18 protein-coding genes are annotated in these 21,101 nt (G+C 59.4%); 7 read left to right on the top strand and 11 right to left on the bottom strand.

Annotated elements, in window-relative coordinates:
- Nucleotides 1–11: 11 nt before the first annotated feature.
- The 10 genes from QYQ93_RS26580 to QYQ93_RS26535 form a co-directional block, all read right to left on the bottom strand.
- A complete protein-coding gene (locus QYQ93_RS26580; protein ID WP_338475840.1) occupies nucleotides 12–1,577 on the bottom strand; it encodes a SpoVR family protein in 1,566 nt (521 codons plus the stop codon).
- Complete coding sequence (locus tag QYQ93_RS26575) at nucleotides 1,574–2,845, bottom strand: YeaH/YhbH family protein (protein WP_034116083.1); 1,272 nt, start codon at nucleotides 2,843–2,845, stop codon at nucleotides 1,574–1,576. The genes QYQ93_RS26580 and QYQ93_RS26575 overlap by 4 nt, the downstream gene beginning before the upstream one ends.
- Before the next feature lie 113 nt (nucleotides 2,846–2,958).
- Nucleotides 2,959–4,881, bottom strand: a complete 1,923-nt coding sequence (locus QYQ93_RS26570) for a PrkA family serine protein kinase (RefSeq protein ID WP_003194732.1) — start codon at nucleotides 4,879–4,881, stop codon at nucleotides 2,959–2,961.
- 285 nt (nucleotides 4,882–5,166) lie between these two features.
- Nucleotides 5,167–5,496: a thiosulfate sulfurtransferase GlpE gene (gene glpE, locus QYQ93_RS26565; protein ID WP_043049714.1), complete on the bottom strand. Its 330-nt coding sequence runs from the start codon at nucleotides 5,494–5,496 to the stop codon at nucleotides 5,167–5,169.
- A 9-nt stretch (nucleotides 5,497–5,505) separates the two neighbouring features.
- Nucleotides 5,506–6,357 (bottom strand): symmetrical bis(5'-nucleosyl)-tetraphosphatase, encoded by an 852-nt coding sequence (locus tag QYQ93_RS26560; protein ID WP_338475838.1) that lies wholly within the window; start codon nucleotides 6,355–6,357, stop codon nucleotides 5,506–5,508.
- Nucleotides 6,357–6,737, bottom strand: coding sequence for a Co2+/Mg2+ efflux protein ApaG (apaG, locus tag QYQ93_RS26555; protein WP_043049712.1), 381 nt, complete (start codon nucleotides 6,735–6,737; stop codon nucleotides 6,357–6,359). Before apaG ends, QYQ93_RS26560 begins: the two co-directional genes overlap by 1 nt.
- Before the next feature lie 213 nt (nucleotides 6,738–6,950).
- The gene (rsmA, locus tag QYQ93_RS26550) at nucleotides 6,951–7,763 is read right to left on the bottom strand and encodes a 16S rRNA (adenine(1518)-N(6)/adenine(1519)-N(6))-dimethyltransferase RsmA (protein ID WP_043049711.1); all 813 of its coding nucleotides are present in this window, start codon (nucleotides 7,761–7,763) and stop codon (nucleotides 6,951–6,953) included.
- A complete protein-coding gene (gene pdxA / locus QYQ93_RS26545; protein ID WP_338475837.1) occupies nucleotides 7,760–8,749 on the bottom strand; it encodes a 4-hydroxythreonine-4-phosphate dehydrogenase PdxA in 990 nt (329 codons plus the stop codon). Before pdxA ends, rsmA begins: the two co-directional genes overlap by 4 nt.
- A complete protein-coding gene (locus tag QYQ93_RS26540; protein WP_152625184.1) occupies nucleotides 8,746–10,080 on the bottom strand; it encodes a peptidylprolyl isomerase in 1,335 nt (444 codons plus the stop codon). The genes pdxA and QYQ93_RS26540 overlap by 4 nt, the downstream gene beginning before the upstream one ends.
- A complete protein-coding gene (locus QYQ93_RS26535; RefSeq protein ID WP_338475836.1) occupies nucleotides 10,061–12,862 on the bottom strand; it encodes an LPS-assembly protein LptD in 2,802 nt (933 codons plus the stop codon). Before QYQ93_RS26535 ends, QYQ93_RS26540 begins: the two co-directional genes overlap by 20 nt.
- Before the next feature lie 130 nt (nucleotides 12,863–12,992).
- Between QYQ93_RS26535 and QYQ93_RS26530 the strand changes: the two genes are divergently transcribed.
- From QYQ93_RS26530 to QYQ93_RS26520, 3 genes are read left to right on the top strand one after another with little or no spacing between them, the layout of a single operon-like run.
- Nucleotides 12,993–14,018, top strand: a complete 1,026-nt coding sequence (locus QYQ93_RS26530; protein WP_124421786.1) for an aminoglycoside phosphotransferase family protein — start codon at nucleotides 12,993–12,995, stop codon at nucleotides 14,016–14,018.
- Nucleotides 14,015–14,689, top strand: a complete 675-nt coding sequence (gene murU / locus QYQ93_RS26525) for an N-acetylmuramate alpha-1-phosphate uridylyltransferase MurU (RefSeq protein WP_338475834.1) — start codon at nucleotides 14,015–14,017, stop codon at nucleotides 14,687–14,689. The genes QYQ93_RS26530 and murU overlap by 4 nt, the downstream gene beginning before the upstream one ends.
- 1 nt (nucleotide 14,690) lies before the next feature.
- Nucleotides 14,691–15,458, top strand: a complete 768-nt coding sequence (locus tag QYQ93_RS26520; RefSeq protein ID WP_338475832.1) for a TerB family tellurite resistance protein — start codon at nucleotides 14,691–14,693, stop codon at nucleotides 15,456–15,458.
- Nucleotides 15,459–15,603: 145 nt separating this feature from the next.
- Here QYQ93_RS26520 and QYQ93_RS26515 read toward each other — a convergent pair whose 3' ends face one another.
- On the bottom strand, nucleotides 15,604–16,578 hold the full coding sequence (locus QYQ93_RS26515; RefSeq protein ID WP_338475831.1) for an alpha/beta hydrolase family protein: 975 nt from the start codon (nucleotides 16,576–16,578) through the stop codon (nucleotides 15,604–15,606).
- A gap of 227 nt (nucleotides 16,579–16,805) precedes the next feature.
- On the opposite strand from QYQ93_RS26515, the gene QYQ93_RS26510 reads away from it, so the two are divergent.
- The 4 genes from QYQ93_RS26510 to trpE all read left to right on the top strand — a co-directional run bounded on the left by QYQ93_RS26510 (nucleotide 16,806) and on the right by trpE (nucleotide 21,077).
- Nucleotides 16,806–17,954, top strand: a complete 1,149-nt coding sequence (locus QYQ93_RS26510) for an iron-containing alcohol dehydrogenase (protein ID WP_338475830.1) — start codon at nucleotides 16,806–16,808, stop codon at nucleotides 17,952–17,954.
- A gap of 83 nt (nucleotides 17,955–18,037) precedes the next feature.
- The gene (rpe, locus tag QYQ93_RS26505) at nucleotides 18,038–18,712 is read left to right on the top strand and encodes a ribulose-phosphate 3-epimerase (protein WP_043051161.1); all 675 of its coding nucleotides are present in this window, start codon (nucleotides 18,038–18,040) and stop codon (nucleotides 18,710–18,712) included.
- Nucleotides 18,709–19,527: a phosphoglycolate phosphatase gene (locus QYQ93_RS26500; protein ID WP_338475829.1), complete on the top strand. Its 819-nt coding sequence runs from the start codon at nucleotides 18,709–18,711 to the stop codon at nucleotides 19,525–19,527. Before rpe ends, QYQ93_RS26500 begins: the two co-directional genes overlap by 4 nt.
- A 68-nt stretch (nucleotides 19,528–19,595) precedes the next feature.
- The gene (trpE, locus tag QYQ93_RS26495; RefSeq protein WP_217880970.1) at nucleotides 19,596–21,077 is read left to right on the top strand and encodes an anthranilate synthase component I; all 1,482 of its coding nucleotides are present in this window, start codon (nucleotides 19,596–19,598) and stop codon (nucleotides 21,075–21,077) included.
- The last annotated feature ends 24 nt before the right edge of the window (nucleotides 21,078–21,101 follow it).

The raw sequence follows: 21,101 nt of genomic DNA, 5'->3' as shown, positions 1-21,101 counted from the left end.
GCTTTGCTGCTTCAGAGATGAACGACGGCCATGTCCAGGCGGCCGTAGTCATTGTCGCTGTGATCGCTGCGCGGCGGCACATGATGGGTTTTCATGACCTGATCGCCCTGTAGCGTTTCCAGGTGGATGTCGAACCCCCACAGTCGATGCAGGTGCTTGAGCACTTCCTCGGTGGATTCGCCCAAAGGCTTGCGATCATGCTGCTGGTGACGCAGGGTCAGCGAACGGTCGCCGCGTACATCGATGCTGTAGATCTGCACGTTAGGCTCGCGATTGCCCAGGTTGTACTGGGCGGCCAGGGTTTCGCGAATGATGCGATACCCCGGTTCGTCGTGGATGGCCGGGACCACCAGATCGTCCTTGAGGTCGTCATCGAGGATACTGAACAGCTTGAGGTCGCGAATTACCTTGGGCGAGAGATATTGCAAGATAAAACTCTCATCCTTGAAGCTGCTCATGGCGAACTTGATGGTTGATAACCAGTCACTGCCGGCGATTTCCGGGAACCAGCGGCGATCTTCGTCCGTTGGATGTTCGCACATGCGGCGTATATCGCGGTACATGGCAAAGCCCAGGGCATAGGGGTTTATGCCGTTGTAATACGGGCTGTCGAAGCCGGGCTGGAATACCACACTGGTGTGGGAGGTCAGGAATTCCATCATGAAGCCATCTGTGACCAAGCCCTCGTCGTACAGGTCATTCATCAGAGTGTAATGCCAGAAGGTCGCCCAACCTTCGTTCATCACCTGGGTCTGGCGCTGTGGATAAAAGTATTGGGCGATCTTGCGCACAATGCGCACGATCTCGCGCTGCCAAGGCTCCAGCAGCGGTGCGTGTTTTTCCAGGAAGTACAGGATGTTTTCCTGAGGTTCGGTGGGGAAGCGCGCATTGTCCTTGTCGTTGTTTTTGTCGGCGCGTTTGGGGATGGTACGCCACAGGTCATTGATCTGTTTCTGCAGGTGCTCCTCGCGCTCCTTCTGGCGCAGGCGCTCTTCCTCGGCCGAGATCGGATACGGGCGCTTGTAGCGGTCGACCCCGTAATTCATCAGTGCATGGCAGGAGTCCAGCAGGTCTTCCACCGCATCGATACCGTGGCGTTCCTCACATTGCATGATGTACTGCTTGGCAAACACGAGGTAGTCGATGATCGAGCTGGCGTCGGTCCAGGTGCGAAACAGGTAGTTGCCCTTGAAAAAACTGTTGTGCCCATAACAGGCATGAGCCACCACCAGCGCCTGCATGCAGATGGTGTTTTCTTCCATCAGGTAGGCGATGCACGGGTCGGAGTTGATCACGATCTCGTAGGCCAGGCCCATCTGCCCTCGCGTGTAGGACTTCTCGGTGCTGAGGAAGTGTTTGCCGTAGGACCAATGGTGGTAACCCAGCGGCATGCCCACGGAGGCATAGGCATCCATCATTTGCTCGGCGGTGATGACCTCAATCTGGTTGGGGTAGGTATCCAGGGCATAACCCGCCGCAATGCGGCTGATTTCCCGGTCATAAGCCTGGATCAATTCAAAGGTCCACTCGGAGCCGGTGGAAATGGGTTGGCGCTTGTTCTCTTTTTTGGCGGTCATGTCACTAACCTGCGCTGGAAGAGTTCACGGAAGACCGGGTAGATATCGCCGGCCGAGACCAGTTGCTGCTGGGCGAACGTATCGGCAAAGGCTTCGCCGATGCGCTCGTATTCGAACCACAGGGCCTGGTGCTCACGGGGGGTGATTTCGACGTAGGTGTAGTACTGCACGAACGGCATGATCTGGTTGATCAGGATGTCGCGGCAGATCGGCGAGTCGTCGTTCCAGTTGTCGCCATCGGAAGCTTGGGCGGCGTAAATGTTCCAATCGTTGGCGGGGTAGCGCTCGGCCATGATCTCCTGCATGAGCTTAAGTGCACTGGAAACGATGGTGCCGCCGGTTTCCCGCGAGTAAAAGAACTCTTCTTCATCCACTTCCCGGGCGCTGGTGTGATGGCGAATGAACACGACGTCGATCTTGTCGTAGTTCCGTTTCAGGAACAGGTACAGCAGGATAAAAAAGCGCTTGGCAATATCCTTGGTCGCCTGGGTCATGGAGCCGGACACGTCCATCAGGCAGAACATCACGGCCTTGGAACTGGGGTTGGGCTGTTTGACCAGCAGGTTGTATTTCAAATCAAAGGTATCGAGGAACGGTACGCGGTGGATGCGTGCGCTGAGTTTCTCTATTTCTGCCTCGATTTCCTGGATATCGCCGAAGTTATCCGGTTCTTCACGCTTCAAGCGCGCCAACTCCTCCTTGGCCTGCTTCAGTTTTGCGCGGCTGCTGCCGGACAGGGCGATGCGCCGGGCATGGGCTGAACGCAAGGTGCGGATGATGTTGATGCGCGATGGGTTACCCTCGTTGCTGATCCCGGCGCGTACAGTCTTGAAGGTGTCGGTCCCGGTCAGGTTGCGTTTGACCAGGTTGGGCAGTTCCAGATCCTCGAACATGAACTCAAGGAATTCTTCCTGGGTGATCTGGAATACGAATTCATCCATGCCTTCCCCGGAGTTGCCGGCCTTGCCCGGGCCTTTACCGCCACCCCCACCTTGTGGGCGCTGGATGTGTTCGCCGGTGGTGAATTCCTTGTTGCCGGGGTGCACGACGGTCTGTTTGCCGCCGCGGCCGTGGTGAAGCACCGGCTCGTCAATGTCCCGCCCCGGGATACTGATTTGTTCGCCGTGCTCCATGTCAGTGATGGAGCGGCGGCTAACGGCCTCTTCGACGGCCTTTTTGATGTGGTCACGGTAACGCCGCAGGAAACGCTGGCGGTTTACCGTGCTCTTGTTCTTGCCATTGAGGCGTCGGTCGATCACATAGCTCATAGGGAGCCCTCCGGGCAGCTTCACGTTACAAGCTTCAAGCGGCTAGCTGGAAGCTTCGGGACAAGCGGTCGGCTGCCAGGCCAATGGCCTGGCAGTGCACACTTGTCGCTGCCTTACTGCGATTTACGCACCCGCAGATACCACTCGGAGAGCAGCCGTACCTGTTTGTCGGTGTAGCCGCGCTCGACCATTCGAGTAACGAAGTCGTTGTGTTTTTGCTGATCCTCCTTGCTGGCCTTGGCGTTGAAGCTGATGACCGGCAGCAGGTCCTCGGTGTTGGAGAACATTTTCTTCTCGATGACCACCCGCAGCTTCTCGTAGCTGAGCCAGGTAGGATTCTTGCCATTGTTGTTGGCACGGGCACGCAGTACGAAGTTGACGATTTCGTTGCGGAAATCCTTCGGATTGCTGATGCCGGCTGGCTTCTCGATTTTTTCCAGTTCCTCGTTGAGGGCTACACGGTTGAGGATCTCGCCGGTTTCCGGGTCGCGGTACTCCTGGTCCTGAATCCAGAAATCGGCATACAGCACGTATCGGTCGAAGATGTTCTGGCCGTACTCGCTGTAGGACTCCAGGTATGCGGTCTGGATTTCCTTGCCGATAAATTCGATGTAGCGCGGTGCCAGGTATTCCTTGAGGAAGCGCAGGTAGCGTTCACGGGTTTCGGCCTGGAATTGTTCCTGTTCAATCTGCTGTTCCAGTACATAGAGCAGGTGCACCGGGTTGGCCGCAATCTCATGGGGGTCGAAGTTGAAGACCTTGGACAGGATCTTGAATGCAAAGCGAGTCGACAGGCCATTCATGCCCTCGTCCACGCCCGCTGTGTCGCGGTATTCCTGGATCGACTTGGCCTTGGGATCGGTGTCCTTGAGGTTTTCGCCGTCGTATACGCGCATCTTCGAATAGATATTCGAGTTTTCCGGCTCCTTGAGGCGCGACAGTACGGTGAACTGGGCGAGCATCTTCAGGGTGTCGGGTGCGCAGTGGGCCTTGGCCAGGGAGCTGTTGAACAGCAGCTTGTCGTAGATCTTGATTTCATCGCTGACCCGCAGGCAGTACGGCACCTTGACGATATAGATGCGGTCGATGAAGGCTTCGTTGTTCTTGTTGTTGCGGAAGGTGTGCCATTCAGATTCGTTGGAGTGGGCCAGCAGGATCCCGGTAAACGGAATCGCGCCGAGGCCTTCGGTACTGTTGTAGTTGCCTTCCTGGGTGGCGGTGAGCAGGGGATGAAGCACCTTGATCGGTGCCTTGAACATTTCCACGAATTCCATCAGGCCCTGGTTGGCCCGGCACAGTGCGCCCGAGTAGCTGTAGGCGTCGGCGTCGTTCTGCGGGAATTCTTCGAGTTTGCGGATATCGACCTTACCCACCAGCGCCGAGATGTCCTGGTTGTTTTCATCGCCTGGTTCGGTCTTGGCGACGCCGATCTGGTTGAGGATCGACGGGTAGAGTTTTACTACGCGGAACTGGCTGATATCGCCGCCGAATTCGGCCAGGCGTTTGGTAGCCCACGGCGACATGATGGTATTGAGATAGCGCCGCGGAATGCCAAAGTCTTCTTCAAGGATCGCGCCATCTTCCGTGGCGTTGAACAGGCCCAGGGGCGACTCGAAGACCGGCGAGCCCTTGATCGCGTAGAAAGGCACCTTCTCGATCAATTGCTTGAGTTTTTCGGCCAGGGACGACTTACCGCCGCCGACGGGGCCGAGCAGGTAGAGAATCTGCTTCTTCTCTTCCAGGCCTTGGGCGGCATGGCGGAAGTAGGACACGATCTGGTCGATGCATTCTTCCATGCCATGGAAGTCTTCAAAGGCCGGGTAGCGGCGGATCACCTTGTTGGAGAATATCCGCGACAGGCGCGAATTGTTGGCGGTTTCCACCAGCTCCGGCTCGCCGATCGCCAGTAGCAGGCGTTCGGCGGCTGAGGCGTAGGTGCTGCGGTCCTGCTTGCACAGCTCGAGATACTCTTGAAGGGTGAGTTCCTCCTGCTGCGTGGACGCGAAGCGTTGTTGGAAGTGGCTGAAAATACTCATGACGTCGTCACCTCGCTCGATACGTGGAGCCGACGCCGGATCAATCAGTCGATGCTGGCAGTCATTGGCGCATGCCAATAGCTGTTTTCCCCCCAGAACACCCTGAAACGCTACCGATGACCCGTACGCCGGTGTACCGGCTCTCCCCTGATTCGGATGGCCTGCGCTTAAGGATAGTTCGGAATCTGGGAGGTCAAGGCGCGATGCGCAATTAGTTTGGTTGCGCCGTTCGTCAGAAACGGCGCAAGCCCAAGCGTCACGCGGGATAGCGGGGTGTAAAAAAAATTATTGCGAATCGCCGGAAGAAATTTCCGAAGGGTAGGTCGCACGCCACAGCTCAAAGCCGCCGTCCAGACTGTAGACGTCGGAGAAGCCCTGGCTGATCAGGTAGGCGGCTGCGCTCTGGCTGGAGTTGCCGTGGTAGCAGGCTACGATCAGCGGCGCATCGAGGTCGGCGGCGCGGATGAAATCGGCAATGTTTACGTTATCCAAATGCTTGGCGCCACTGATGTGAGCCGCCGCGTAAGTAGGCTGGTCGCGGATATCGACGACCACTGCACCTTGCTCGCGCAGCGCTTGGGCTTCTTGGGGAGGGATACGTTTGAAATCGGTCATGGCGGGCTCCTATGGCTTGGCGGCGGCCGGCTGGGTATTGGAAAGGAGGGGCTCACACTGGCAGCCGAAGCGCTCGCCGGTGTCGATGTTCATCAGGGTCATGGCGCCGCCCCACACGCAACCGGTGTCAAGGGCGAACACGCCGGGCTCGTCGCACTTGCCTTCCAGGGCGGCCCAGTGACCGAAGATGATCCGGGTGTCACGGGTCTTGCGTTCCGGGTGGGCGAACCAGGGCTGATAGCCTGGTAGCGCCGTGTCGGCGCCTTCCTTGCTCTTGAGATCCAGCTTGCCTTCGGCGGTGCAGAAACGCATACGTGTGAAATAGTTAGTGATCACGCGCAGGCGGGCCACACCGGTGAGGTCGTTGTCCCACTTCACCGGGTCATTGCCGTACATGCCGTCGAGGTACGCCGTATACAGGTTGTCGTCAGCCAGTGCACTTTCGACTTCGGCGGCGCACTTGAGGGCTTTCTTCAACGTCCATTGGGGCGGGATGCCCGCATGCACCAGGGCGATATTGCGGCCTTCGTCGTAATGCATGATTTTCTGGCGGCGCAGCCAGTCGAGCAGCTCGATGCGGTCGGGTGCTTCGAGAATTTCCCGCAAGGTATCGCCCTTTTTCAGACGCTCGATATTATTGCCGACGGCCAGCAGGTGCAGGTCGTGGTTGCCCAGTACACACACCAGGGAATCACGCAGGTTATAGAGATAGCGCAGGGTTTCCAGGGACTGGGGGCCACGGTTGACCAAATCCCCCACCAGCCACAGGCGATCCTCAGCCGGGTCGAAGGCTACGCGCTCCAGCAGGCACTTGAGGGGCTCCAGGCACCCTTGCAGGTCACCGACCGCGTACGTCGCCATCAGTGCAGGGCTCCGGGCACCGCGAGGCGGAAGGGCTTGATGGTGGCGTCGAACAAGTGGCCATCGGTGGCCTTCATTTGATACGAACCTTGCATGGTGCCGACTTTGGAGGTCATCACCGTGCCGCTGCTATAGGTATGGCTGGCGCCGCTGTCGATCAAGGGTTGCTGGCCCACCACGCCGGCGCCGCGCACTTCCTCGACCTGGCCGTCACCGTCAGTGATCACCCAGTGCCGTGACAGCAGCTTGGCCGGTACCAGTCCGTTGTTTTTTACTGTGACGGTGTAGGCAAAGGCGAAACGGTTATGTTCAGGTTGCGATTGGTCCGCCAGGAAGCGGGTGACGACGCTGACGTCGATCTGGTAGCGAGGATCGGACATGCAAGAGGCCTTAAAAGCGGAAGACAGCAGATGCGGCTCAGTCTAGGCCATCTGGTGGGCACTAGGCCAGACATGCCGTCTGGGATGACGTGATCCAAAATGTGGGAGGGGGCTTGCTCCCGATAGCGGTGTGTCAGTTGAAAATGTATCCACTGATACTCCTCTATCAGGAGCAAGCCCCCTCCCGCATTTGGATCATGTTGTCCTTTTGTCTTATTCCGCTGTTGGAGCAGGTTGTATAGCCAGTTGGTCGGCCAAACGCACGAACGCGGCAAGGTCCAGCTGCTCGGGGCGCAGGCTGCCATCGACGCCGGCGGCCTCGATTTCAGCGGTGCTCAGCAGGGCCTTGAGGGTATTGCGCAGGGTCTTGCGACGTTGGTTGAACGCTTCGCGTACCACGCGTTCCAGCAATTTATGGTCCTTGGCCGGATGTGGCAGCACGGCGTGAGGCACCAGGCGCACGATGGCCGAGTCGACCTTGGGTGGCGGGTTGAACGCGCCAGGACCCACGTTGAACAGGTGCTCCACACGGCAGTGGTACTGGACCATGATCGACAGGCGGCCCCAGTCACCGCCGCCGGGGCCGGCAGCCAGGCGTTCCACCACTTCTTTTTGCAGCATGAAGTGCATGTCGCGGATGATCCCGGCGTTGTTCAGCAGGTGAAAAATCAGCGGCGTGGAAATGTTGTATGGCAGGTTACCCACTACCCGCAGGCTATTGGGCGCGGCGTTGAGGCTGTTGAAGTCGAACTTCAGTGCGTCGCCCTGGTGCAGGTTGAAATTGGGCTTGCCGGCGAACTGCTGGTTGAGGATCGGGATCAGGTCCTTGTCCAGCTCAACCACGTCCAGTTGCCCGCCACTGGCCAGCAGGCCCTGGGTCAGCGCGCCCTGGCCCGGGCCGATTTCCAGCAGGCGGTCCTCGGGCTTGGCATGGATGGAGCGCAGGATGCGGTCGATCACGCCAGCGTCGTGCAGGAAGTTCTGCCCGAAGCGCTTGCGCGCCCGGTGTTGGTAATGCTCAGTCATATACGGGTCTCGGCCATCTGATAGGCGGTTTCCAGGGCCACGTGCAGGCTGCCGGTATCGATCTTGCCGCTGCCCGCCAGGTCCAGGGCAGTGCCATGGTCGACGGAGGTGCGGATGATCGGCAGGCCCAGCGTCACGTTGACTGCAGCGCCGAAGCCTTTGTATTTCAGCACGGGCAGCCCCTGGTCATGGTACATCGCCAGCACTGCGTCGCAGTGCTCCAGATATTTGGGGGTAAACAGAGTGTCTGCGGGCAATGGACCGCGCAGGTCCATGCCTTCTTGGCGCAGGCGCTCTAATGTCGGTTCAATGATGTCGATTTCTTCATGGCCCAAGTGACCGCCTTCACCGGCGTGGGGGTTGAGCCCGCAGACCAGGATACGCGGTTGGGCAATGCCGAATTTCTGTTGCAGGTCGGCGTGCAGGATGCGCGTGACACGTTCGAGGCGCTCGGCGGTTATGGCGTCGGCGATTTCACGCAGCGGCAGATGAGTTGTCACCAAGGCGACGCGCAGGCCGTGGGTGGCGAGCATCATGACTACTTGAGCGGTGTGGGTCAGTTCGGCGAGGAATTCGGTATGGCCGGAGAAGGCGATGCCGGATTCGTTAATCACGCCTTTGTGTACCGGAGCGGTGATCATGCCGGCGAAGTCACCGTCGATACAGCCTTGGCCCGCACGGGTCAGGGTTTCCAGCACAAACGCCGCATTGGCCTTGTCCAGTTGCCCGGCAACAACCTTGGCGTGCAGCGGGGTATCCCACACATACAGGCTGCCTGCGGGCGCCGGCAGGTCGGGCCAGTCGCCCGGCGCCACGCCCAGCAGGGTGACAGCCACACCCAGTTGCGCGGCCCGCTCGAGGAGCAGGTCGCGGCTGGTGATGGCAATCAGGGGGTGTGGCTGGAGTTGCGAGGCAAGCAGCAGGCAAAGGTCTGGACCAATGCCGGCCGGCTCGCCGGGTGTCACCGCGAAACGCTGGGGTTTCACTGGGTGGCCTGGTCGGTGCCTGTTTGCTCGGCGCCTGGCAGCTTGTTTTCTACATAAGCTTCGTCACGGATCTGACGCAGCCAGGTTTGCAGCTCTTCATCGTATTTGCGGTTACGCAGTACGGTCAGGGCTTGCTGCTCGCGGGCCTGGTTGGTGTTGTCCGTGGCGCGACGGCCAAGGACTTCCAGTACATGCCAGCCGTATTGGGTCTTGAAGGGTTTGGACAATACGCCTTGCGGGGTATCGGCCATGACCTGCTGGAACTCTGGTACCAGGGCTTTTGGGTCGATCCAGTTCAAGTCGCCGCCGTTGAGGGCAGAACCTGGGTCTTCCGAGAAGCTTTTGGCCAGGGTGGCGAAGTCTTCACCGTTTTCGATACGGTCGTAGATCTTCTGCGCCAGTTCCTTGGTTTGTGCCTCGGTGCGGATTTCGCTCGGTTTGACCAGGATGTGGCGAACATGTACTTCGTCTTTGAGCGAGGTCTCGCCGCCGCGCTTGCCCAGCAGCTTGAGGATAATGAAACCGCCTGGCGTACGTGCCGGTTGGGTGATGTCACCCACGTTCATGGCGCTCAGTTCACGGTCGAACGGAGGTGGCAGTTGCGCGGCTTTACGCCAGCCCATGTCACCGCCGTCCAGTGCGTTATCACTGCCGGAGACGGCAATCGCGGTCTGCGCAAAGTCAGCGCCGGCCTTCAGACGGTCGTACACCGCTTGAGTCTTGGCCGCTGCGGCATTCAGTTGCTCGGCGCTGGCGCTGTCTGGCGTTGGAATCAGGATATTGGCCAGGTGCAGTTCTTCGGAGAGCTGCATCTTGCCAAGGTCCGAGGCCAGGAAGTTCTTCACTTCCTGTTCGGACACCTGGACTCGTTCGGCCACACGGCGCTGGCGCACACGGCTGATGATCATCTCGCGCTTGATCTGGTCACGGGCGTCCTCATAGGACAACCCGTCGTGAGCCAGGGCGGCGCGGAACTGGTCGATGCTCATGTTGTTGCGTTGAGCGATGGTGCCGACGGCCTGGTTCAGTTCTTCATCCGAGATTCGGATACCGGAGCGTTCGCCGATCTGCAATTGCAGGTTTTCGACGATCAGACGCTCCAGCACCTGGGGCTCCAGGACACTGGTCGGCGGCACGCCACCGCCACGCTTGGCGATGGTTTGCTGGACTTCCTTGACCCGTTGGTCCAACTGGCTCTGCATGATCACGTCGTTATCGACGATGGCCGCTACTTTATCCAGCTGCTGGACCGCGGCGTGTGCCGTAACAGTACCCAGGAACAGCGCGCCCAGCACTAGCGGGCGCAAACACTCAGAAAGCTTTGTCTTCACGTTCACGATAACCTTCAATGCCTTTGTCGAGGAAGCTCTCTACCTTGGCGCCGGTCAGGCCGCCGAGTCCTTTAAGGACGATCTGGAGGAAGAGCCCGTGGTCACCCTTTTCGTTCTGCGGGGCGATCTGGCTGTATTCGTCATTGGAAACCCAGTAGCGGTTGATGACGCGCAGTTTCCAGCAGCAGTTGTCGTACTCGAAACCACCGAAGGCTTCCAGGGTACGGTTGCGGGCATAGTCATACTGCCAGCGGGTGATCAGATTCCACTGCGGAATGATCGGCCACATCATCGAGAAGTCGTGTTGCTGGATTTTGTAGTAATCCTTCACAAAGTTCGGATCACCTTCTTGGCCGAAGTCACCACCGAACTGCCATTTCCCGGTCAACTGGTTGTAGACCACTTGGTCGTTACGATAGCGGTAGCCGAGGTTGACCACCTTGTTCGGGTTATCTTCCGGCTGATAGTGGAACATTGCGCTGCCGGAGCGAGGACTATGGCTATCGGTATCCCAGTTGTAGTCGGCAGTTGCGCGCCAGTCGCGGTTGAAGCGGAACTCGTATTCCAATGCGATTGGAGAAACATTGGAGTGCGCATCATCGCGCGTCTTGGCATCAACGCCTGGCAATTGAACTTCACGGTCCTTGAAGTACACCGCTTGACCGATGGATGCACGCTGACGTTCGAAGCCATTTTCTTCGATCCAACGGCTGGTAAGGCCAAACGACAGTTTATTCTCGTCGCCAATACGGTCTGAACCACTGAAGCGGTTATCCCTGAACAGCGAGGAGTAGCTGAAAGAGTTTTCGCTGGTGTCGAAGACCGGGATGTCCCTTTGGTCTTTGTTCGGCACATAGAGGTAGAACGCGCGAGGTTCGAGTGTCTGGTTGTAGTCTTTGCCGAACCAATTGGTCGTGCGGTCGAAGTACAGGCCGCTGTCGATGCTGGCAATAGGCACAGAGCGATCTTGCGAGCTGTTAAATGTCTGGCCGGCCAGGGCCATTTGGTCCTTGCCTTTACCATCCAGGTCCAAGTCATATTTGGTATAGACGTACTTCAACTTCGGCGTGATAAAGCCGTAGCTCCAGTTCATCGGGTACGAGACGGCTGGCGCAACGTTCAGACGGGTACCGTTTGCACGGGTCAGACCTGTCACGTTTTCATCCAGGCGTCTCTCACCAATGGTGCCATCCGCATTAAACGGGCCACCATCTTGGTCGCGAACTCTACCGCTGCGCAAGTCACGATCAAACCTGACTGCTTCGGTCTCATAAGAGAAGTTCAGGCCAGCCGGTTGAAACGGTAGCGTACCGTTAAATGTAATTTGCGGTAGTCGATCATACGGAGTGATCTGGGAAATCGTCGCCAGTTGGTACGACTGCAAGTTAACAGCGGCCTGATAGCTGTCGCCACGGTAGCTCACAGTACCCTGCTGGTTCAGGAAGTCCTGACTCTCAACGCCTTCCTGATAGGACTTCAAGTCCTGGAAGTAAAACGGATCGCTGATCTTGGTGTAATCAACCAGTGTCGACAAGCGTGAATCCAGCCCACCTCTATGCTGCCAATTGAGCATATAGCGAGTTTTTTCGGAGTCGGTCTGCTTGCTTCGCTCATCGTTGTCATCGTTGAGATACGCCCCACCAAACTGCCCTTCACTCGACTTGGTCAGATAGCGGAACTCGCCCTCCATCAACAAGCCGCGCTTGGTCATGTATTGCGGGTACAACGTAGCGTCATAGTTCGGCGCCAGGTTGAAGTAGTACGGCGTCACCAGGGTGAAGCCCGTCTCGCCACCGGTGCTGAAGCTCGGCGGCAGGAAGCCGGATTGACGACGGTCGTCGATCGGGAAGTAAATGTAAGGGGTGTACAGGATCGGGATGTTCTTGACCCGCAACGTCGCGTTGGTGGCTGTACCGAAACCGGTGGCCGGGTTCAACGTGATGTTGTTGCCCTTGAGCTGCCAGGCGTTGCTGTCTGGCTCGCAGGTGGTGTACGTACCGTCCTTGAGACGGATGATCGCGTTCTCGGCACGCTTGGCGTACAGCGCGTTACCGCGGATGCGTGACTTGTGCATCACGTATTCGGCGTTGTCGATCTGGGCGGCACCGGTGTCCAGCTGCACTTCTGCATGGTCGCCGACAATCAGCGCACCGTTGTCGCGCAAACGCACCTTGCCGTTCAGCTCGCCACGGTTCTCGGCCTGGTACAGGCTGGCTTCGTCCGACTCCAGCTGCATGCTGCCCTGGCGCATGACCACGTCACCGGCCAGGGTCGCAACCTGCTGCTCCTGCTCGTAACGAGAGGCCTTGGCACCGATGAAGGTCGGCGCATCGCTCTTGTTCGTCTTGTCATTCATGCCAGGACGAACAGGCTCGATGTAGGCACCACTGCAGTAAGGACCGGTTTCGGCCAGCTGTGCTGCGGTCAGCTTCTCGCGAGGCACCCAGTCCAGATGGCTGTAGTCGGCGCTGCGCGAACGCAGACCACGGCCCTTGGATTCAGTGACCAGCATGGTCTTCGGTTCGGCGTCGACCTTGCCGCCGGCTTCGCCTTGCGGCGTACCGTTGGCCGAGCTGACGGCGGAACCGTCATGCACCGGGCGCGGCGGCAGCGGGGCGGCGGCGGTCTTCGGCGCACAATCCCAGGCACCCGAAGCGGAGACCGAGCAGTCATACTGCTCAGCGGCTACCACGTGTGAAGTGGCGAAAGGTTGCATGGCCAGCAGACTGCCGGTTACCAGCAACGGAAATTTTCTACGAAACGCGGGGGATTTCAATGCCATCTTATTAGTCCGGGCTTCCTGCGTGCCATCTGCCCGCGGTTTGGGCCGCACGCCTCTCGATGGTCTGAAAAAGATGCGTGATAATAAAGCATGCCCCGCTTGACGGCTAGCGCCGTCGGAGACCTCTGTAATGCCCGAGCAAGATCTACGTTTACAACAGCTGGAAGTCTGGCTGGATGAGCAGTTGCCCATCCTATTCAACGCCCAGGACTGGGGCGCCGTACCCCCGGCCACATTGACCGCGGCCAGCAGTGACGCGAGTTTCAGGCGCTACTTCCGCTGGGAGGGCGGTGACCATACGTTCGTTGTCATGGACGCGCCACCTCCCCAGGAAAACTGCAAACCTTTCGTCGATATCGCGCATCTGCTGGCGAAATCCGGAATAAATGTGCCGAAAATTTATGCAGAAGATTTGCCCCGTGGCTTTCTTTTGCTTAATGACCTGGGCAGAAAAACCTATCTGGACGTGATTGACGGTGAAAACGCCGATCAATTATTTGCCGATGCCATCGATGCGCTGCTCGCGTTCCAGCAACTGCCGATGGACCAACCACTGCCCTGCTACGACGTGGCCTTGTTGCGCCGCGAGCTGGAATTGTTCCCGGAGTGGTATGTACGCCGGCACTTGGGGATCGACTTTGATACCGAGCAACAGGCCCTCTGGCAGCGTGTCAGCGAGCAGTTGATCGACAGTGCCCTGGCGCAGCCCAAGGTGCTGGTGCATCGCGACTATATGCCGCGCAACCTGATGATCAGCGAGCCCAGCCCTGGCGTGCTGGATTTCCAGGACGCGGTCTACGGGCCGGTGACCTACGACATTACCTGCCTGTTCAAGGACGCCTTCATCAGTTGGCCCCAGGCCCGTGTGCGGGATTGGCAGCGCGGCTACTGGGAGCGTGCCGGCAAGTTGGGGATTCCCGTGCAGGATGATTTTGAAGACTTCCTGCGCGCCAGCGACCTGATGGGCGTGCAGCGCCACCTCAAGGTCATCGGCATCTTTTCGCGCATTTGCCACCGCGACGGTAAGCCACGCTACCTGGCGGACGTGCCGCGCTTCTTAGCTTATATAGAAGCAGTGCTCGCCGACCGGCCTGAGTTGAGCGAACTGGGCGAGTTGCTTGCCAGCCTGCGCCAACCCGCCGAGGCGAGCGTATGAAGGCCATGATCCTGGCGGCGGGCAAAGGCGAGCGCATGCGTCCGCTCACCCTGCATACGCCCAAGCCGCTGGTACAGGCAGGTGGCAAGCGTCTGATCGAATATCACCTGGAAGCGCTGGCCAAGGCCGGCTTCACCGATATCGTGATCAACCACGCCTGGCTCGGCCAGCAGATCGAGAGCTACCTGGGCGATGGTGCGCAGTTCGGCCTGCGCATCCGCTATTCACCGGAGGGTGAACCGCTGGAAACCGGCGGCGGGATTTTCCAGGCCCTGCCGTTACTGGGGGATGAACCGTTCCTGGTGGTCAATGGCGATATCTGGACCGACTACGACTTCGCCCGTCTCAAGCAACCGCTCAAGGGCCTGGCGCACCTGGTGATGGTCGACAACCCTGCGCATCATCCTTCGGGTGGTGATTTTTATCTGGATCAGGGTGTGCTTCATGATGCGGCGCCCGGTGCCGATAACCTGACCTTCAGTGGCATATCAGTGCTCGACCCTCAATTGTTCGCGGGTTGCAGCGCGGGTGCCTTCAAGCTGGCCCCGCTGTTGCGGGCGGCCATGGCTAAAGGGCGGGTAACGGGGGAACACATGACAGGACATTGGATTGATGTCGGCACGCTGGAGCGCCTGGCACAGGTCGAAACTCTGCTGACAGCGGGGCAGTAGGATGTTGTGGCCAGGGACGCTGATTGGCGCCGGGGCTGGCTTTGCCATTGCCAGTATCCCGGGGGCCTTGTTGGGTGCATTGCTGGGGCAGGCGTTGGATCGTCGCCTGCAGCTGCACAGTTGGGCGCAGTTGCGCGAGCGCCTGGGCGGGCGTCCGGCATTGCGCAACGACGAATTGTTGTTTGTGCTGTTGGGGCGACTGGCCAAGAGCAATGGACGGGTTGTCGACGGGCATATCCAGCAGGCGCGTCAGGAAATGCGCTCGTTGGACATGAGCGAGCCGGCCCAGCGCCGCGCCATCATGGCATTCAACCGTGGTAAGTCCGGCAGTGTCCATGTACGCAGTTATTTGCGTGTGCTCAAGGCCCAGCCCCATGCGGCGGAAGGCGTCTTGCGTGCTTGTTGGCGCATGGCCTGGGCGGATGGCCGGGCGGATGATGCCGAGCGCGACCTGATCGACCAGTGGGGCAAGTGGCTGGGCTGGACACCGCAACAACTCCAGGCGCTGGCAGTCGATTACGCGCCGGAGCGTAAGCCATTGGCAAGTCGTGGCGGAGCTTATCAGGAGGCGTTGCGGATTCTAGGCGTGACGGCAACCACCGAACCCTCGGTGATCAAGCGCGCCTACCGCCGCCTGCTCAGCCGTCACCACCCGGACAAGATCGCCGGCAGCGGTGCCAGCCCCGCGCAGGTACGGGAGGCGACGGAGCGCACCCGGGAGCTGCATAACGCCTATGCATTGATTCGCGAGCGGCGGGATTTTCGCTGAGGCGATTGGCCTGAAAACACAAGCTAATGTGGGAGGGGGCTTGCCCCCGATTGCGAGCTGTCAGCCAATGAATATGTTGACTGATACACCGCTATCGGGAGCAAGCCCCCTCCCACATTGGTCTATATTGATTTCGAATTTGTGATCAGTTGGCGCCGGCCTGCGGGCTCAGCCACCCACGAACCCGCCGATACAACTGTTCCTGCTCTGCTGCGCTGTTGCCTGGCAAAGCCGTAAGCGACACCTGTTTGTAGCCGTCATTCTTCGCCCGCTTGGCCGCCTGGATACGCTCCTGGGCGTTTTTACGTTCCGAGGCGCCATCTTGATAGAACACATCCGCCGTAGGCACCTTCAAGCTCGGCGCCAGTTGTTGCAGGTCTGGTTGACGGGCGGCGGGCGTCTTTCCGGCCACCATGACCAATTTCTGCACCTGTGAGGGTTGTTTCTCGCTCAGGTAACGTGCCGCCCACCAGGCGCCGGTGCCATGGCCGAGCAATACCACGCTGCGGGCGCTCTGGGTCTGGGCAAAGGCGACGGCGGCATCGATACGGTCGAAGATGCGCTTGGCGTCGGTCTTGTCCTGTTCATCCGCACCCGGCACCACCGCTGGGTCAGTGCCTTCCGCCTCGGCGCTGGCGGCCTGTTCGACGGGTTTGGCGGCCGTGCTGCCCTCTTTACTGCTGGTATCGACCGCAGCCTTGGGCGGCTCGATGACGCGTGGGGGCAGTGTGTCAACATTCACGTCCGGCAACGACAGGCTCAGGGTACCCCAGTGGGCGTCCGGTAACTTGCTCCGCAAGGGCGCGATGGCTTGCGGCCAGTCAGCGTTCTCCCCGGCCCCTGGCACAATAATCACCACGCCTTCAGCTTCGGCACTGTTGGCGGGCTTCCAGAGTGCCAGGAACGAATCGCTGCCGGCTTGCAACTGTTGTTGTTGCTCATGGGGAACCTGCCGCTCGAGCGCGCTGGCTTCTGCCTGGCTGCGTTCGGGCAGGGGATGGCGCTCAACGGGTTTTTCGTCCGCGGGCGCCGCTGCGTCGGCGGCCTGTACTGGCAAAGCGTTGGTCAGTAGTAGCGACAGGCACAATGCTGGCAGTGCCGAACGGTGGAGAAAAAGCATCGTTGATTCCCGGCCAGAAGTGGTTCCAGCAGCCTAATGGGTTGGTCGGTATTTGTCAGCGTCGCGAGGAGTGGTTTTCGCTTTCAGCGGGTTATCGACTGTTGGTGCTTTACCTTGAAGGGTAGGGCGATGTCTGAGCCCTCTGACCATTCAACCAATGAATGGCAGACAACACCCTGTGAACAGCTATTCTTGTGCAAGCCCAACATTAATAAGAGGCCGCGCACATGAGTACTTCCTCATTCAAGATCGCCCACAAACTGCTGACCGGCGCGGGCGCCATTGAACAACTGGCCGCTGAGCTCACGCGCCTGGATGTCGATAACCCGCTGATCGTCACCGACGCCGCGCTGGTCAAGTCCGGCACCGTGGCGTTGGCCCTGGAGCACCTGGGTGATCGCGCCTACGAAATTTTTGATCGTGTGCTGCCTGACCCGGAAATCGCCATCGTCGAAGACTGCATGCGTGCCTATCGCGAGGGCGGGCATGACGGTCTTATTGGCGTGGGCGGCGGCAGTGCCATTGATATTGCCAAGAGCGTGGCAGCCTATGCCGGCTACCACGGCGCGCTGGCGGACTTGTTCGGCGTCGACCAGGTGCCGCGTAAGGGCCCGCCGCTGATCGCCATCCCCACCACGGCCGGTACAGGCTCGGAAGTGACCAATGTGGCGATCCTTTCCGACAAGGCCGCACAGCTGAAAAAAGGCATCGTCAGCGACTACCTGCTGCCGGATGTGGCGCTGATCAGCCCGCAAATGACCCTGACCTGCCCGCGCAGCGTCACTGCCGCCAGTGGTGTGGACGCCCTGGTGCACGCCATCGAATCCTACCTGTCACTGAATGCCTCGCCAATTACTGACGCCCTGGCCATCGGTGCGATCAAGTTGATTGCCCGCGCGCTGCCCAAGGCTTACGCCAACCCGGCCAATCTGCAGGCCCGTGACGACATGGCCACCGCCAGCCTCATGGCCGGCATGGCCTTTGGTAACGCTGGGGTCGGCGCCGTGCATGCGCTGGCGTATCCGCTGGGTGGGCGCTTCAATATCGCCCATGGTGTGAGCAATGCGCTGCTGCTGCCCTATGTGATGCATTGGAACAAATTGGCATGTGTTGAACGAATGCAGGATATTGCTCAGGCCATGGGTGTGAACGTGGCCGGCTTGAGTGTCAACGATGCTGCCGACCTTGCCGTGGAGGCCATGACGCGCTTGTGTGCCGCAGTGGAGATCCCGGCGGGGCTGCGCAGTTTCGGAGTGCCCGAGGATGCCATTGCGTCCATGGCCACGGAGGCGGCAGGTATCGAGCGCCTGATGCGCAATAATCCGCGTCAGCTCAGCGCGGCGGATATCGAGAAAATCTACCGGGCGGCTTATTAACCATTGAGATAGGTCACCGTGCGCGCAGCAAAGCATGAGGTATACAATGCGCGCCATCGTGATTTAGCTCAAAAAGGTGCGTCATGCAGCCCTTCGTCATCGCTCCATCGATTCTCTCCGCCGACTTCGCCCGCCTGGGTGAAGAAGTGGACAAAGTGTTGGCCGCCGGCGCCGACTTCGTGCACTTCGATGTCATGGACAATCACTACGTGCCCAACCTGACCATCGGCCCGATGGTCTGCGCCGCGCTGCGCAAGTACGGCGTCACCGCACCGATCGACGCGCACCTGATGGTCAGCCCTGTGGACCGCATTATTGGTGACTTCATTGAGGCCGGTGCGACCTACATCACCTTCCACCCGGAAGCCACTCTGCACGTAGACCGTACCCTGCAACTGATCCGCGAAGGCGGCTGCAAGGCGGGCCTGGTGTTCAATCCGGCCACCCCGCTGAGCGTGCTTGAGTACGTGATGGACAAGGTCGACATGGTCTTGCTGATGAGCGTCAACCCAGGCTTCGGCGGGCAGAAGTTCATTCCTGGCACCTTGAACAAGCTGCGCGAAGCTCGCGCACTGATCGATGCGTCCGGTCGCGATATCCGCCTGGAAATCGACGGTGGGGTTAACGTCAACAACATCCGTGAGATCGCTGCTGCTGGCGCTGACACCTTCGTGGCTGGCTCAGCGATCTTCAATGCCCCGGACTACCAGGCCGTCATCGACAAGATGCGCGCCGAACTGGCGCTGGCGCGTCCATGAGCGGCTTTGAGCAGTTGTTCCCCGGCAAACTGCCACGGCTGGTGATGTTCGATCTGGACGGTACCTTGATCGATTCGGTGCCCGACCTGGCGGCCGCGGTGGATCAGATGCTGCTCAAGCTGGGGCGCAAGCCGGCGGGGGTCGAATCGGTGCGTGAATGGGTGGGCAACGGTGTGCAGATGCTGGTGCGCCGGGCCCTTGCCAACCATATCGACGCCGAAGGCGTGGATGACGTCGAGGCCGAACACGCCCTGGAGTTGTTCAATGTGGCCTATGAAAATGGCCATGAGCTCACCGTTGTCTACCCCGGTGTGCGTGACACGCTCAAATGGTTGAGCAAGCAGGGGGTGGAAATGGCCTTGATCACCAACAAGCCGGAGCGTTTTGTCGCACCTTTGTTGGACCAGATGAAGATCGGTCGTTATTTCCGCTGGATCATCGGTGGCGATACCTTGCCGCAGAAGAAGCCAGACCCGGCTGCGCTGTTCTTCGTGATGAAAATGGCCAATATCCCCGCGTCCCAATCATTGTTTGTCGGCGATTCGCGCAGCGATGTACTGGCGGCAAAGGCCGCCGGAGTCAAGTGCGTGGCCCTGAGCTACGGCTACAACCATGGGCGGCCGATTGCAGAAGAATCGCCGGCCCTGGTGATTGACGACCTACGACTGTTAATCCCCGGTTGCCTGGGAGCGGGCGCTGAGATAACGTTGCCCGACATTGATCCGTCCCCTTCTGGAAACGCCATCGTGGTGGTTACTCGCAAACTCTGGATGAAAGTCATCAAGGCCCTGGCCCGCTGGCGTTGGCGCGCCTGACTGATCCTCGCCGCGCTGCGGCACGTTTGCCTACCTGACCGTTTGTCCCTCATGCCACGAGGCACCCCATGATCCGTGAAGAATTCCTGCGTTTGGCCGCTGCCGGCTATAACCGTATTCCCCTGGCCTGCGAAACCCTGGCCGACTTCGATACGCCACTGTCGATCTACCTGAAACTGGCCGACGAGCCCAATTCCTACCTGCTCGAGTCGGTACAGGGCGGCGAGAAGTGGGGCCGTTACTCGATCATCGGCTTGCCATGCCGCACCGTGTTGCGGGTACACGACCATCATGTGAGCATCACCCATGACGGTGTCGAGATCGAAAGCCATGACGTAGACGACCCGCTGGCCTTTGTCGAAACCTTCAAGGCACGCTACAACGTGCCAACTATTCCTGGCCTGCCGCGTTTCAACGGTGGGTTGGTGGGGTATTTCGGCTACGACTGCGTGCGTTATGTAGAAAAGCGCCTGGGGAAATGTCCGAATCCGGACCCTTTGGGTGTACCGGACATTTTGCTGATGGTGTCCGACGCGGTGGTGGTGTTCGACAACCTTGCCGGCAAGATGCATGCGATTGTTCTTGCCGACCCTGCCCAAGAGGCCGCCTTCGACCAAGGCCAGGCCAGCCTTGAAGCGTTGCTGGAAAAACTGCGTCAGCCGATCACCCCGCGTCGCGGCCTGGACCTCAGCCGACCACCGGCTGCCGACCCGGTGTTCCGTTCCAGCTTTACCCAGGCCGACTACGAGCGTGCGGTCGACACCATCAAGGAATATATCCTTGCCGGTGACTGCATGCAGGTGGTGCCGTCGCAACGTATGTCCATCGACTTCAAGGCTGCGCCGATTGACCTCTACCGGGCGCTGCGTTGCTTCAACCCGACCCCCTACATGTACTTCTTCAATTTTGGCGACTTCCATGTCGTAGGCAGTTCGCCGGAAGTGCTGGTACGTGTCGAAGACAACCTGATCACCGTGCGCCCGATCGCCGGTACTCGCCCGCGTGGTGCGACCGAAGAAGCGGATGTGGCGCTGGAAGAAGACCTGCTCAGCGACGACAAGGAAATCGCCGAACACCTAATGCTGATCGACCTGGGCCGCAACGATACCGGGCGAGTTTCGGAAATCGGCTCGGTGAAATTGACCGAGAAGATGGTCATCGAGCGCTATTCCAACGTGATGCATATCGTGTCCAACGTTACCGGCGAACTGAAAGCTGGATTGACGGCGATGGATGCGTTGCGGGCGATCTTGCCGGCGGGCACGCTGTCGGGTGCGCCGAAGATCCGCGCCATGGAAATCATCGATGAACTGGAGCCGGTCAAGCGTGGTGTCTATGGCGGTGCCGTGGGGTATTTTGCCTGGAACGGCAATATGGACACTGCGATTGCGATCCGCACCGCGGTGATCAAGGACGGCGAGCTGCATGTGCAGGCCGGAGGAGGGATTGTGGCTGACTCGGTGCCGGCCCTTGAATGGGAAGAAACCCTGAACAAGCGCCGGGCGATGTTCCGTGCCGTGGCTTTGGCAGAGCAAACTCCACAAGACTAAAGCTGAAATAAAAAATGTGGGAGC

The sequence above is a fragment of the Pseudomonas khavaziana genome, assembly GCF_036704165.1.
Lineage (GTDB): Bacteria > Pseudomonadota > Gammaproteobacteria > Pseudomonadales > Pseudomonadaceae > Aquipseudomonas > Aquipseudomonas khavaziana.
Note: the sequence above shows the minus strand (reverse complement) of the source record. Positions and strands in the feature narration are given on the sequence as shown.

What these genes read in the sequence shown, in the direction of transcription:
- QYQ93_RS26560 (WP_338475838.1), bottom strand. Translation starts at nt 6,357, where the DNA reads ATGGCGACGTACGCGGTCGGTGACCTGCAAGGGTGCCTGGAGCCCCTC.
- QYQ93_RS26570 (WP_003194732.1), bottom strand. Translation starts at nt 4,881, where the DNA reads ATGAGTATTTTCAGCCACTTCCAACAACGCTTCGCGTCCACGCAGCAG.
- QYQ93_RS26515 (WP_338475831.1), bottom strand. Translation starts at nt 16,578, where the DNA reads ATGCTTTTTCTCCACCGTTCGGCACTGCCAGCATTGTGCCTGTCGCTA.
- murU (WP_338475834.1), top strand. Translation starts at nt 14,015, where the DNA reads ATGAAGGCCATGATCCTGGCGGCGGGCAAAGGCGAGCGCATGCGTCCG.
- QYQ93_RS26580 (WP_338475840.1), bottom strand. Translation starts at nt 1,577, where the DNA reads ATGACCGCCAAAAAAGAGAACAAGCGCCAACCCATTTCCACCGGCTCC.
- rsmA (WP_043049711.1), bottom strand. Translation starts at nt 7,763, where the DNA reads ATGACTGAGCATTACCAACACCGGGCGCGCAAGCGCTTCGGGCAGAAC.
- apaG (WP_043049712.1), bottom strand. Translation starts at nt 6,737, where the DNA reads ATGTCCGATCCTCGCTACCAGATCGACGTCAGCGTCGTCACCCGCTTC.
- QYQ93_RS26500 (WP_338475829.1), top strand. Translation starts at nt 18,709, where the DNA reads ATGAGCGGCTTTGAGCAGTTGTTCCCCGGCAAACTGCCACGGCTGGTG.
- QYQ93_RS26575 (WP_034116083.1), bottom strand. Translation starts at nt 2,845, where the DNA reads ATGAGCTATGTGATCGACCGACGCCTCAATGGCAAGAACAAGAGCACG.
- QYQ93_RS26535 (WP_338475836.1), bottom strand. Translation starts at nt 12,862, where the DNA reads ATGGCATTGAAATCCCCCGCGTTTCGTAGAAAATTTCCGTTGCTGGTA.
- rpe (WP_043051161.1), top strand. Translation starts at nt 18,038, where the DNA reads ATGCAGCCCTTCGTCATCGCTCCATCGATTCTCTCCGCCGACTTCGCC.
- QYQ93_RS26520 (WP_338475832.1), top strand. Translation starts at nt 14,691, where the DNA reads ATGTTGTGGCCAGGGACGCTGATTGGCGCCGGGGCTGGCTTTGCCATT.
- QYQ93_RS26530 (WP_124421786.1), top strand. Translation starts at nt 12,993, where the DNA reads ATGCCCGAGCAAGATCTACGTTTACAACAGCTGGAAGTCTGGCTGGAT.
- trpE (WP_217880970.1), top strand. Translation starts at nt 19,596, where the DNA reads ATGATCCGTGAAGAATTCCTGCGTTTGGCCGCTGCCGGCTATAACCGT.
- glpE (WP_043049714.1), bottom strand. Translation starts at nt 5,496, where the DNA reads ATGACCGATTTCAAACGTATCCCTCCCCAAGAAGCCCAAGCGCTGCGC.
- QYQ93_RS26510 (WP_338475830.1), top strand. Translation starts at nt 16,806, where the DNA reads ATGAGTACTTCCTCATTCAAGATCGCCCACAAACTGCTGACCGGCGCG.